Raw genomic sequence first — 12,696 nt, forward strand, 5'->3', positions numbered from 1 at the left:
TTTTTTGTTCTTTTGTTAGTTTAGCCATAAAAAAACTGCACCCTCCATCTTAGTTGTCTAAGATTTTGGGTGCAGTACACAATTAATTGTGGAGTAGTAAAAGGAGGAGCTGCTAAAAATGTTGTAGCAGAAAAAGCTTTTTTAGAGTTTGAATTTAGAGTAAAAAAAATTGAAGAAGCTAAAGAAGTCATAAAAAAAGTAGAAATCTTAAAAGAACATGCAAAAGAAAAAGAAATAAAAGTAGTTATTTTGGGTGGATTAAACAGAGGTCCAATGATTTTTGATGAAAAAAGTAAGGTACTTTTTGAATTAATAAAATCCAAAGGGAAGGAATTAGATATAGAGATAAAAGGAGTTTCAAGCGGAGGAGCTTCAGATGGAAATTTAACTTCTAGTGTGGGAAGTCCCACAATAGATGGATTAGGACCAGTTGGTGGAGGACAGCATAGTACAAGTGAATATTTAGATTTAGATTCTGTTGAAGAAAGAATAAATTTATTGGTAAAAGTTATAGAAGGAATATAAATTAAAATTATGGGGGATGATTTTATGGAAATACAAAAAAAGGGATTATTTAATAGATTTTTAGATAACGTGGAAAGAGTAGGAAATAAGTTACCTCATCCAGCAACAATCTTTTTTATTTTTGCAATTATGGTTGTTGTAATTTCGCATTTTGCAGCTTTAGGTGGAGCTGAAGTAACTTTTAAGGCTATAAATAAAGAACACCAATTAATAGATAAAACAGTTAAAGCAGTAAGTTTATTAACACCAGATGGAATAAGATGGATGTTTAAATCTATAGTTAAAAATTTTACAGGTTTTGCTCCTTTAGGAATGGTATTGGTAGCTATGTTTGGAGTTGGGGTAGCAGAAGAAACAGGATTACTAACAGTTTTATTAAGAAAGCTTGTTTTAAGTGCACCAAGGTCAATAATTACAGCAGTAATAGTTTTTGCAGGGGTAATGTCTAATATCGCTGCTGATGCAGGTTATGTTGTGTTAGTACCATTAGGAGCATTAATTTTCTTAAGTTTTGGACGTCATCCTTTAGCTGGATTGGCAGCAGGTTTCGCTGGAGTTTCGGGAGGATTTTCAGCAAACTTATTAATAGGAACACTTGATCCTTTACTAGGAGGAATAAGTACAGAAGCTGCAAGATTATTAGATCCAAATTACACAGTTTCACCTACAGCTAACTATTATTTTATGGCAGTGTCTTGTATATTGATTACAATAGTTGGAACTATAATAACAGAAAAGTTAATAGAACCAAGATTAGGAAAATATGAAGGAAGTCAGAAAGTAGAAATAACAGAAATAACAATGATAGAAAAAAGAGGATTGAAGGCAGCAGGATTATCTTTGTTAGTATTTCTTATATTTATAGCATTTTTAAGTGTTCCTCAAAATGCAATTTTAAGAAATCCATTAAATCATTCATTAACAGATCATTCACCTTTAATGGACAGTATGGTTGCAATAATTAGCTTAGGATTTATGATTCCTGGAATTTTTTATGGAATTTTTTCTGGAAAAGTAAAAAGTGATAAAGATATTATAAAAGGAATGAGAAATTCAATGGCATCAATGGCAGGATATATCAGTATAGTATTTTTTGCCAGTCAATTTATAGCGTATTTTAAATATTCTAATTTAGGGACTATTTTGGCGGTTAATGGTGCAGAGTTTTTAAAAGAAACAGGATTTACAGGATTACCATTAGTTGTATCATTTATTCTAGTATCAGCATTTATGAATTTATTTATGGGATCAGCGTCAGCAAAATGGACGATAATGGCTCCTATATTTGTTCCTATGTTTATGGGAATTGGTTTTGCTCCAGAATTTACACAAGTAGTGTACAGAATAGGAGATTCTACAACTAATATAATAACTCCTTTAATGTCAAATTTTGCAACAGTAATAGCTTTCGGACAAAAATATGATGATAAACTTGGAATAGGAACTTTAGTTTCAATGATGTTACCTTATACTATTTTCTTTTTAATTTTCTGGACAATATTAATGATAATATGGTATTTGCTAGGTTTACCTTTAGGACCAGATGGAGTAATACATTTAGCAAATATGATTTTTTAGAAGAATAATACTCCTTTTTAATAAAAATCTTTCTTGGGTATTTAACTCAAGGAAGATTTTTTTGTATAAAGAAAATTATTTACTTTTTAAATGGTTTTAAAAAATCAGAAGAATGTATGTAGAAAAATTTTTTTTGAATATGTATTAAAGTTTATTAATTAGTTGAAATGACTAAATAAATTAATATAACAACATTAAAATACAGATCATTATCTGGAAGATAGTTTGTGATTAAAATATTAAATTGTTTTTCTTAAAAATATGGTGTAAAATGAATATAAGATATCAGTATATTTTGCTAGGAGGAAACATGAAAACAATAAAAATTTCTGATAAAAGGACATTAAGTGAAAAAGTGTACGATAAATTAAAAGAATTAATAATGGATGGAGAATTAGAAAGAGGAACTAAAATAACAGAAACATCAATAGCTAAAATGTTTGATGTTAGTCCTACTCCCGTAAGAGAAGCTTTTAGAAGATTATCATCTGATGGTTTAATTGAAGTAACTTCTTGGAAAGGTGTAATAATAAAGGGAATAGATGAAAGGGATTTATTGGAAATATATGAATGTAGGGAAGCTTTAGAAGGAATGGTAGGAAAGTTAGCGGCTCAAAATGTAACTAACGAAGATATAAAAATACTGGAACAAATATTGAATAAGTGCGAAAAAACAGAGTACCCCCAAGATTTAATAGAATTAAACACAGAATTTCATAATGAGCTTTTAAAGATAGCTAATAATAAAAGATTAAAAAAACTATTAAATGACTTAATGACAGTTATTCTTTACGATAGAGGAATTTCTAATAGATATGCAGTAAGAAGGCAGGAAATAATAGATGAACATATAGAAATATTAAAATATTTAAGATTAAAAGATGAAAAAAAAGTGTCTGAATTAATGCAATTGCATATAAGAAAAGGATATTTGTTTATAAAAAGTTATTCAAAAGCAAATTAGGTAGTATAACAAGTATTGTATAAAAAAATCTCCGACTTTTATAAATCGGAGAATTTTTTTATTATTTTAATTATCTTTTTAAATCATATTTTATAAATTTAACTACTTGGATTATTATTGTTGGTATAAAAGCAAGTAGATAAATCATTCCAAGTTGAGCTAGAGTTATTGGAGCAGTTTCAAAGAATCTTCCACAAGCAGGAACCATTAATATAAGAGTTAAAAGTCCAGTTCCTATTAAGAAAGCATATACTGAGAATATATTTGAGAAAAGTCCAAGTTTTATGATGCTACTATTTGTACGGCAGTTAAATCCGTGGAAAAGTCTAGCAAGACAAAGTATAGCAAAAGCCATAGTCATTCCAACTTCTTTAGAAACTTTTAATCCTTGATAGAATCCAAGTAAAACAAATATTGTTATTAAACCACCTTGTAAAAGAATTTTCATAGAAAGTTCTTTTGTAAGAATTGGTTCGTTAATATCTCTTGGTTTTTCTTCTAACACTCTGTCTGAACCAGGCTCCATTCCGATTGCTATTGCAGGTAAACTATCAGTTACTAAGTTTATAAATAATAGATGTACTGGTGCAAATGGCATTGGAAGATTTAATATTGATGCGTAGAACACAGATATTATTCCAGCCAAGTTTCCAGAAAGTAAAAATTTAATTGAGTTTTTAATATTAGCGTAAATATTTCTTCCAGTAGCCACAGCTTTTACAATTGTAGAGAAGTTGTCATCAGTAAGTATCATTGATGCAGCATCTTTAGAAACTTCAGTACCAGTTATACCCATTGCAATACCGATGTCAGCTTTTTTAAGAGCTGGTGCGTCGTTAACTCCGTCTCCTGTCATAGCACAGATATTTCCTTTCTTTTGCCACATAGAAACAATTCTTATTTTATCACTAGGAGAAACTCTTGCGTAAACAGATATATGTTCAATCTCTTTTTCAAACTCTTCGTCAGAAAGTTTTTCAAGTTCGATACCCTCTAGTGCTTTATCTCCATTTCTTAAAATTCCAATTTCTCTAGCAATAGCAGAGGCAGTAATTTTGTGGTCACCAGTTATCATTATAGGTTTGATACCAGCTTTTATACAATCAGCAACAGCTTGTTTTGATTCTACTCTAGGTGGGTCAATCATAGAGATAAGACCTACAAAGATAAAGTTATTTTCATCATCATAGTTAAGTTGTTTCATAGAATCAAATTCTTTAACAACAAAAGATAAAACTCTTAGTCCATTGTTAGACATTTCAAAGTTTGTATTTTCTATATTTTTAATATCTTCAGCAGTTATCTCTCTTATTCCAGTAGAAGTTAAAATATATTTTGTTCTTCTTAGTACAACATCTAAAGCACCTTTTGTTATCATAAGATTTTTGCCATCTATGTCACAAAGAACAGACATCAATTTTCTATCAGAATCAAATGGGATTTCAGATATTCTTCTGTGTTTTTCTCTTATATCTAACTCTTTCATTCCAAGTTTATAAGCAAGAGTAGTTAGAGCAGTTTCTGTTGGGTCTCCAATCTCTGTTCCGTTGCTACTTATTGCGTCACTACATAAACAAGAGAATTTTATTAAAGAACCTTGTAAGCTATCATTTAAATCTATATTTTCAGTATCAGTTATTTTATTATCAATATAGATTTTTTTAACAGTCATTTTATTTTGAGTAAGAGTACCAGTTTTGTCAGAACAAATTATTGATACAGAACCTAATCCTTCAACAGCTTTTAATTTTTTTATTATTGCATTTTCTTTAGACATTTTTTGAGTTCCTATTGCAAGAACAATTGTAACTATTGGGTTTAAAGCCTCAGGTATAGCAGCAACAGCAAGTGCCACAGCAAACAGTAAAGATTCAATAACAGTAAGTCCGTGATAAATGTTAGTTCCAAAAACAAAAGCACAAAGAACTAAAATAGAGATAGAAAGATTTCTACCAAAAGTATCTAAAGAAATTTGTAATGGAGTAAGATTTTCTTTAGTTTCTTTCATAAGAGTAGCGATTTTACCAATCTCAGTATTCATACCAGTTTTAACAACCACAGCAGTTGCTCTACCGTATGTAACTAAACTTCCAGAGAAAACCATATTTTTTTGATCTCCTAAAGCTAGTTCATTTTTTTCTATAATTTCATCAGTTTTTTCTACACTTTCAGATTCTCCAGTAAGAGAACTTTCATTTGATTTAAGAGAAAAACATTCGATAATTCTAGCGTCAGCAGGAACAATATCTCCAGCCTCTAGTTGAATAATATCTCCAACAACTACATTTTTAGAAGAGATTTCTATTTTTTCTCCATTTCTTATTACACGAGTTTTTGGAGAAGATAGATTTTTTAAGCTTTCCAAAGAAGATTCAGCTCTTATATGTTGCACAGTTCCAAGTACAGCATTCATAGTGATAACAACAAAGATAACAATAGAACTTTCAAAATTTCCAGTAAACATAGAGATTAAACCAGCAATAATAAGAATTATTACAAGTACATCTTTAAATTGAGAGATAAAGATTGAAAGTGCACTTTCTTTTTCTCCCTCTTCAAGTTGGTTAAGACCATATTTTTCAATGTTCTCTTTCACTTGAGCAGAAGAAAGACCCTCATTAGTCACGCCAAACTCTTCAAATATCTCTTTCGTTGATTGATTAAAATATTTTTTCATTTTTCCTCCTAAAATAAATATTAAAAATAAAAAAGACTTCTAATATAGATATACTATATTAAAAGTCTCGTTACCTACAAAAATCTAAAGGCTTACAACACCAGACAGAAAATCTGTCGAGATTGTTGACGTTGTAAATTAAACTACTCCCTTTTCTATTCAATTAGTTTACGTGTGAATTATAGCATTTATAAAATAAATATGCAAGAAAAATTTAAAATTATTTTTCTAAATTATCTTTTTCAGGGATAGTCTCGTCCTGTTTATCCTCTTTTAAATCTTTTTTATCTTGACCAATTTCTTTTAAAAATATATCTTTTGCTTTAACCACCATAAGCATTAACAACATATAATGAATAATTTTATTTCTTTCAAAAGTTTCTCCAAAGAAATGAGTACCTAGAAAAAGTACTCCTATCCAAATTCCTAATACTAAGATTAGCATAAGGACTAATTTAAACCAAGAGTGCCAAAAACTTTTTTGCATAATAAAACTCCTTAATATTTAAAAAATTATTATTGAAATATATGTCATAATAATACTTCCTATTACAACGTAAAGATAATTTTTGAAGAAAAAAGAAAAAACAACTGCAGAAATTCCACCTATAAATGATGCTAAAAAATTTCCCGGAACAGCTCTTATTACATCAGGGAGAATTAAAGCCCCGATGGCTGAAAAAGGGATACATTTTAAAACCAGTGAAGTTCTTTTTGAAAATTTTATATTTTCCAAAAGTTTAAATGGTAAAAATCTTGGAATAAATGTAACTAAAGCTAGACCAAAAATCATTAAAAATATCTCTTTATTCATTTCCACTTTCCTCCTCTTTTTCAAATCTTTCTAAGATAAAACTTCCAATGAAAGAGGAAAGAAGAATAGCAAGTATCATATTCCAACCATTTGGAAAAATTTTAGAATATCCAATAAACCAGTTAAAGAAACCAGACATCAAAACAATAGAAGTAACTGCCAAAGATTTTCTCATCTGAGGCACTAGCATCGAGATAAATAGTGCATATATTCCAATCCCCATACTATCACTTAAATTTTTAGGTAATATTCCACCGACGCAGTAACCTACTACAGTGAAAAACCACCAGAAAAAATGTCCTATAAGTTGAATAGGGATTATAAATTCAGGAGAAATTTTTCTTTCTTGTAGAGCTGATAAAGCAAAAGACTCATCAGTTATCAAAGGAATAATAATTGGAAGATATCTTTTAGCTTTTTTACTAAGCATTTTGCTAAGAGATGAACTCATAAGAAAAAGTCTAAGATTCATTAAAAGGACTGTAAACCATATTCCAATTAAGTTTGTTCCAGCAATCCAAAGATTTAATCCCATAAATTGTCCAGACCCAGTCACCACAAAAAATGAAAAAGAGAAAGCCTCCAATAAACTTAGACCAGAATTTTTAGCAAAAATTCCAAAGGTCAAAGCCACAGGTATATAAGATATACCTATGGAGATTCCAAGTGATGAAGAATGTTTTATTTCTTGTTTATTTATCATCTGTTTTTTACCGACCTATTTATTGTAAACGTTACCCATAAGACCAACTATTTGTTTAGCCTCAGTAATTTTCTTTCTAGCTATTTCACGAGCTTTTAAAGCACCTTTTCTTAAAACTTCTTCTATATATTCAGGATTTTTTTCAAGTTCTTCTCTACGAGCACGAGCATCTTTGAAATATTCTAAGATTGCTTCTAAAAGTTCTTTTTTAGCGTGTCCGTATCCGTATCCACCAGCCATAAATTTAGCTCTCATCTCTTGATATTTTTCTTCAGAAACAAAAAGTTTATAAATTTGAGAAATATTATTGTCAGGATTTTTTGGAGCTTCAAGTTCAGCAGAGTCAGTTACAATAGACATTACTTGTTTCTTTAAAACATTTTTAGGAGCAAACATATTTATTGTATTTCCATAAGATTTACTCATTTTTTGTCCGTCAGTTCCAGGAACTACTGCAAGATTTTCCATAATTAATGGTTCAGGAAGTTTGAAAAACTCAACTCCATATTGTTGGTTAAATTTCATAGCTATATCTCTTGCCATTTCTAAATGTTGTTTTTGGTCTTTTCCAACTGGAACAACATCAGAATCATAGATTAAAATATCTGCTGCCATAAGTATTGGATAAGTTAAAAGTCCAGTATTTGGGAATAAACCTTTTGCTATTTTATCTTTATAAGAGTGACCTCTCTCCATAAGTCCAACAGGAGTTACATTTGATAAAAGCCAAGAAAGTTCTACGTGTTCAGGTACATCTGATTGTAAAAATAGAGTGCATTTTTCTGGATCTAATCCAAGAGCAAGATAATCTAAAATAATATTTTTTGTACTTTCTCTTAAAAGTTCAGGTTTTGTAAGAGAAGTAAGAGAGTGATAATCAGCTACAAAATAAAATCCCTCATATTTATCTTGATTTTCAATAAATTGTTTCATAGCTCCAAAATAGTTTCCAAGATGTAAAGTTCCACTAGGTTGGATACCAGATAGACTTCTTTTCATAAAAAATTCCTCCTAAAATATTCAAAAATATATTTTTTATTTAAAATTCTCTGTATTATTACTAAATTATAAAACAAAGTTCAGAAAAAATTATACCATTATATTTTATAATAATCAAGTCTTAAAAAAAGTTATAGAAAACCCTTAAAAATCAAAATAATAATTGCTAAAAGCCAAAGATTTATATTATAATATAAGCATAAAATAAAGATAATATTATCAAAAAAGGGGCTGATTTTATGAAATATATAGCAGGGGTAGATATAGGAGGAACTAATACAAAAATAGGGATAGTTAGTAGTGAGGGAAGAATAGTTGCCAAAGAATCTATAAAAACTCTATCAATGGAAGGTGTTGAAAGTACTTTAAAAAGAATTTGGGCTAGTATAAAAGGACTTTTAGAAAAAAATGAAATAAACTATGAAGATCTTTTAGGTGTTGGAATGGGAATACCAGGACCAGTTAGAGAACAAGAGATAGTTGGATTTTTTGCAAACTTTCCTTGGGAAAAAAATCTAAATATTGCAAAACTTTTTAGAAATATAAGTGGAAAAGAAACAAAATTAGAAAATGACGTAAATGTAATTGCTTTGGGAGAGGCAAGACATGGAGCTGGAAAAGGAGCAAAAACAAGTATAACTATTGCTCTAGGAACAGGTATCGGTGGAGGAATTTACATTGACGGAAAAATTCTTTCTGGATTTAACGGAGCTGGTGGAGAAGTTGGACATATGAAACTTGTGAAAGATGGAAAACTTTGTGGTTGCGGACAAAAAGGTTGTTTTGAGGCATACGCATCAGCAACAGGAATAGAAAGAGAGGCCATTTCAAGATTAAAAGTAAATAAAACAAATAAACTTTATCAAAAATTAAATGGAGAGATTGACAAGGTAGAGGCAAAAGATGTTTTTGATTGTGCAAAAGAGGGAGATGCTTTTTCTCTTGATATAGTTGATTATGAGGCTGAATATTTAGCTATGGGTATAGGAAATGTTTTAAATCTTATAAACCCAGAAAAAATTATTTTAGCTGGTGGAGTATCACTTGCAGGAGATATTTTACTCGATAGAGTAAAAGAAAAACTTCCAAAATATGCTATGAGTGTAGCCCTTGAAAATGGATTTAGTATAGAACTTGGTATTTTAGGAAATGATTCAGGTATTTACGGAGCATCTGCACTTATAGGATAGAGGTGGGACTATGTTTGTGAGCCAAATAGAATTTAGAATAAATATAGTAGATGAAGTAAAAAATTGGGAGGAGGCTATCGAAATAGTTTCAGCTCCTTTATTAAAAGATCAATGTATAAATCAAAATTATGTGGAAGAAGTGAAAGAAAATATTTCAAAGGAAAGTTACAGATTTTTGGTTGATCACGATATAATTCTCGCTCACTCCCGTCCAAATGGAGATGTAAAGAAAAATGGACTTTCTTTTTTAAAAGTAAATAAGGGAGTTCAGTTTCCAAATTTAAAAAATAAAAATATAAAACTAATATTTGTTATTTCAGCCCTTAGTGTAAGAGAACATATGGATTGGTTACAACGTTTTGCAAAAATAATGGACGATGTTCATATGGTAGAAAAACTTAATAATGCTACAACAAAAGATGAAATAATAGAGATTTTTAAGAAAAAAATATATTAATTTTGTGAAAAGAGGAAATTTTAATGGTTATCAATGAGTTATTTAAAGATGTTGAATATAAAATTTTGCAAAAAGTTTCAGATGAAATAAATGGAGAAGATTTAGAATTTGACTCAAGAAAGATAAAACAAGGAGATGTTTTTATTGCGCTAGAGGGTTCAATTGTAGACGGCCACACTTTTATTTCAAAAGCTATAGAAAATGGAGCTAAAACAATCTTGGTTGAAAAAGATGTTGATAAAGTAGAGGGAATAAACTATTTCTTAGTTGATGGACTTAGAGAAAAAATGGGAATTATTGCATCTAATTTTTATGGATACCCTCAAAATCAACTAAAAATAGTAGGAGTTACAGGGACTAATGGAAAAACAACTACAACTTATATTCTAGAAAGTATCTTAGGAGAAAAAAATGTTGCGAGAATTGGTACTGTTGAATATAAAATCGGTGACGAGATAATTCCTGCTCCAAATACAACTCCATCTAGCTTAGAAATTATAAAAATTTGTAAAAAAGCACTAGAAAAAAATATAAAATATCTTATTATGGAAGTTAGTTCTCACGGACTAGATATTGGTAGAGTAAATATGCTAAGATTTGAGGCTGGAATATTTACAAACCTTACTTTAGATCATTTAGACTATCATAAAACTATGGAAAATTATTATCTTGCCAAAAGAAAACTTTTTGATTTAGTAAAGGATAAGAAAAATTCTATAATAAATATTGATGATGAATATGGAAAAAGATATTTAGAATATACAAATGGTATTAGTTATGGAATAGGTCAAGGAGACATTCAAGGTGAGATAAAACAAATCACAAGAGAGGGACAAGAGGTAACTATTAAGATTTTTGAAAAAGAATATAAAATTAATCTAAGACTTTTAGGAAGATACAATCTTTCAAATCTTTTAGGTGCTATTGGAGCTGTAAAAACTTTGGGACTTTCAGATGAGGAGATTATTTCAAAAATTCCTTTAATTCACGGAGCTCCAGGAAGATTTGAGCCTGTAAAAATAGATAGAGATTTTACTGTGATAGTTGACTATGCTCATACAGGAGATGCCTTAGAAAATATTTTAAAAAGCATAAATGAGTTTAAAACCAATAGAGTTATCACAGTATTTGGCTGTGGTGGAGATAGAGATAAAACTAAACGTCCTATAATGGGAGGGATTGCTGAAAAATACAGTGATATAGTTATTGTTACATCTGATAATCCAAGAACTGAAGACCCTGAAGAAATTATAAAAGATATTGTTGTAGGGCTTACAAAAGAAAATCATATAATAGAAATCCATAGAGAGAAAGCTATCGAAAAAGCTATCTCTTTGGCAGAAAAAAATGATATAATCTTAATAGCTGGAAAAGGACACGAAAATTATCAAGTGATTGGTAGAGAAAAAATCCATTTTGATGATAAAGAAGAGGTTATAAAAGCTATAAAAAAATTAAATAAATAATAAAAGAAAGGAATGATAATGTTAAATAAATTAGATAGAACAAGAGAAGTAAAAGTTGGGAATTTTACAATAGGTGGCAAACAAAGATTTACACTTATTGCAGGACCTTGTGCAATAGAAAACGAAGAGATGTCAATAGATGTTGCAAGAAAAATAAAAGAGATTTGCGATAAGTTAGGAATAAACTATATTTTTAAATCATCTTTTGATAAAGCTAATCGTTCTTCAATTCATTCTTTCAGAGGTGTTGGAATGGAAGAGGGGCTAAGAATTCTTAAAAAAGTAAAAGATGAAGTGGGAGTTCCCGTTATCACAGATGTTCACGAGTCTTGGCAATGTGAAAAAGTAGCCGAAGTTGTAGATATGTTACAAATTCCAGCTTTTTTATGCAGACAGACAGATTTAATAGTTGCAGCTGGAAAAACAGGTTTACCTGTAAATGTAAAAAAAGGACAATTTTTAGCACCTTGGGATATGAAAAATGTTGTTACTAAGATGGACGAGATAGGAAATCCAAATGTACTTTTATGTGAAAGAGGAAATATTTTTGGATATAATAACTTTGTAGTTGATATGAGAGGACTTTTAGAAATGAGAAAATTAGGAGTGCCAGTTGTATTTGATGCCACTCACTCTGTTCAAATTCCTGGAGGACTTTCAAGTTGTTCTGGTGGAAACAGAGAATATGTTTTCCCACTTATGAAAGCGGCGTTATCAATAGGAGTAGACGCGATATTTGCTGAAGTTCACCCAGAGCCAGAAAAAGCTCCTTGTGATGGACCAAATATGCTTTACCTAGATGATTTAGAAGAGGTTTTAAAAACTGCTATAAAACTTGATGATATAGCAAAAGATATGTAAAATAAAAAATAAAAATATTTTAAGAGGCTATTGCAAATTAAAAAATTAAGATTAAAAATTATTTTATAAAAGTTTGTTCGTTAAAATCATAAAACTCATCGTAACCAAATTTTGTGATTTTTAAGAATTGATACTTTCTTATAAAATTTTTTCAAAATTTTATAATCTATATTCTTAAAAAAATGCAATAGCCTTTTTTATATTTTATTAATTTTTCTGTAAATCACTAAAAAAATAATTAATTTATATAAAAAATCTAGAAAAATAATCTACAAAAATCAAAATTTTATTAAAATAATTTAGAAAAATTTAAAATTTTTAATAGATTTTAAAAAAATAAAATAAAAAATTTAAAAATTAAATCATTGATATTAAAAGAAAAATTTTAAAATTTAATAAAATTAAAAAAATATCGTTGACAAAATTTGAGTTGTAGGGTATAATAAATCTTGTCCGTGAGAT

Annotated in this window: 12 protein-coding genes; 7 read left to right on the top strand and 5 right to left on the bottom strand. The window is 29.2% G+C overall.

The features are described 5' to 3' along the window. Positions 1-69: 69 nt before the first annotated feature. From I6E15_RS10275 to I6E15_RS09190, 3 genes are all read left to right on the top strand, one after another. A complete protein-coding gene (locus tag I6E15_RS10275) occupies positions 70-525 on the top strand; it encodes a M20/M25/M40 family metallo-hydrolase (protein ID WP_235247487.1) in 456 nt (151 codons plus the stop codon). 24 nt (positions 526-549) lie between these two features. Beyond that, positions 550-2,103 (top strand): AbgT family transporter, encoded by a 1,554-nt coding sequence (locus I6E15_RS09185; protein WP_235247488.1) that lies wholly within the window; start codon positions 550-552, stop codon positions 2,101-2,103. Positions 2,104-2,413: 310 nt separating this feature from the next. Beyond that, positions 2,414-3,067, top strand: a complete 654-nt coding sequence (locus tag I6E15_RS09190; RefSeq protein WP_235247489.1) for a GntR family transcriptional regulator — start codon at positions 2,414-2,416, stop codon at positions 3,065-3,067. A gap of 70 nt (positions 3,068-3,137) precedes the next feature. On the opposite strand, the gene I6E15_RS09195 is transcribed toward I6E15_RS09190, so the two are convergent. The 5 genes from I6E15_RS09195 to trpS all read right to left on the bottom strand — a co-directional run bounded on the left by I6E15_RS09195 (position 3,138) and on the right by trpS (position 8,260). Beyond that, the gene (locus I6E15_RS09195) at positions 3,138-5,744 is read right to left on the bottom strand and encodes a cation-translocating P-type ATPase (RefSeq protein ID WP_235247490.1); all 2,607 of its coding nucleotides are present in this window, start codon (positions 5,742-5,744) and stop codon (positions 3,138-3,140) included. A 220-nt stretch (positions 5,745-5,964) separates the two neighbouring features. After that, positions 5,965-6,231, bottom strand: coding sequence for a hypothetical protein (locus I6E15_RS09200; RefSeq protein WP_235247491.1), 267 nt, complete (start codon positions 6,229-6,231; stop codon positions 5,965-5,967). 18 nt (positions 6,232-6,249) lie between these two features. Beyond that, positions 6,250-6,558 (bottom strand): AzlD domain-containing protein, encoded by a 309-nt coding sequence (locus I6E15_RS09205; RefSeq protein WP_235247492.1) that lies wholly within the window; start codon positions 6,556-6,558, stop codon positions 6,250-6,252. Further along, positions 6,551-7,261, bottom strand: coding sequence for an AzlC family ABC transporter permease (locus tag I6E15_RS09210; RefSeq protein WP_177161970.1), 711 nt, complete (start codon positions 7,259-7,261; stop codon positions 6,551-6,553). The genes I6E15_RS09205 and I6E15_RS09210 overlap by 8 nt, the downstream gene beginning before the upstream one ends. A 15-nt stretch (positions 7,262-7,276) precedes the next feature. Further along, complete coding sequence (gene trpS, locus I6E15_RS09215; protein WP_235247493.1) at positions 7,277-8,260, bottom strand: tryptophan--tRNA ligase; 984 nt, start codon at positions 8,258-8,260, stop codon at positions 7,277-7,279. Positions 8,261-8,499: 239 nt separating this feature from the next. Here trpS and I6E15_RS09220 point away from each other — a divergent pair, with 239 nt between their 5' ends. The 4 genes from I6E15_RS09220 to kdsA are packed head-to-tail and all read left to right on the top strand — an operon-like array spanning position 8,500 to position 12,234. Further along, a complete protein-coding gene (locus I6E15_RS09220; protein WP_235247494.1) occupies positions 8,500-9,450 on the top strand; it encodes an ROK family protein in 951 nt (316 codons plus the stop codon). A gap of 10 nt (positions 9,451-9,460) precedes the next feature. Next, positions 9,461-9,907, top strand: a complete 447-nt coding sequence (locus tag I6E15_RS09225; RefSeq protein WP_235247495.1) for a PTS sugar transporter subunit IIA — start codon at positions 9,461-9,463, stop codon at positions 9,905-9,907. 23 nt (positions 9,908-9,930) lie between these two features. Beyond that, complete coding sequence (locus I6E15_RS09230) at positions 9,931-11,373, top strand: UDP-N-acetylmuramoyl-L-alanyl-D-glutamate--2,6-diaminopimelate ligase (RefSeq protein WP_235247496.1); 1,443 nt, start codon at positions 9,931-9,933, stop codon at positions 11,371-11,373. Positions 11,374-11,391: 18 nt separating this feature from the next. Next, positions 11,392-12,234 (top strand): 3-deoxy-8-phosphooctulonate synthase, encoded by an 843-nt coding sequence (gene kdsA, locus I6E15_RS09235; RefSeq protein ID WP_419180950.1) that lies wholly within the window; start codon positions 11,392-11,394, stop codon positions 12,232-12,234. Positions 12,235-12,696 lie beyond the last annotated feature (462 nt).

This window comes from Fusobacterium perfoetens (assembly GCF_021531475.1).
Lineage (GTDB): Bacteria > Fusobacteriota > Fusobacteriia > Fusobacteriales > Fusobacteriaceae > Fusobacterium_B.

What these genes read in the sequence shown, in the direction of transcription:
- I6E15_RS09190 (WP_235247489.1), top strand. Translation starts at nt 2,414, where the DNA reads ATGAAAACAATAAAAATTTCTGATAAAAGGACATTAAGTGAAAAAGTG.
- I6E15_RS09230 (WP_235247496.1), top strand. Translation starts at nt 9,931, where the DNA reads ATGGTTATCAATGAGTTATTTAAAGATGTTGAATATAAAATTTTGCAA.
- I6E15_RS09220 (WP_235247494.1), top strand. Translation starts at nt 8,500, where the DNA reads ATGAAATATATAGCAGGGGTAGATATAGGAGGAACTAATACAAAAATA.
- I6E15_RS09205 (WP_235247492.1), bottom strand. Translation starts at nt 6,558, where the DNA reads ATGAATAAAGAGATATTTTTAATGATTTTTGGTCTAGCTTTAGTTACA.
- I6E15_RS09210 (WP_177161970.1), bottom strand. Translation starts at nt 7,261, where the DNA reads ATGATAAATAAACAAGAAATAAAACATTCTTCATCACTTGGAATCTCC.
- I6E15_RS09195 (WP_235247490.1), bottom strand. Translation starts at nt 5,744, where the DNA reads ATGAAAAAATATTTTAATCAATCAACGAAAGAGATATTTGAAGAGTTT.
- trpS (WP_235247493.1), bottom strand. Translation starts at nt 8,260, where the DNA reads ATGAAAAGAAGTCTATCTGGTATCCAACCTAGTGGAACTTTACATCTT.
- I6E15_RS09225 (WP_235247495.1), top strand. Translation starts at nt 9,461, where the DNA reads ATGTTTGTGAGCCAAATAGAATTTAGAATAAATATAGTAGATGAAGTA.
- kdsA (WP_419180950.1), top strand. Translation starts at nt 11,392, where the DNA reads ATGTTAAATAAATTAGATAGAACAAGAGAAGTAAAAGTTGGGAATTTT.
- I6E15_RS09185 (WP_235247488.1), top strand. Translation starts at nt 550, where the DNA reads ATGGAAATACAAAAAAAGGGATTATTTAATAGATTTTTAGATAACGTG.
- I6E15_RS09200 (WP_235247491.1), bottom strand. Translation starts at nt 6,231, where the DNA reads ATGCAAAAAAGTTTTTGGCACTCTTGGTTTAAATTAGTCCTTATGCTA.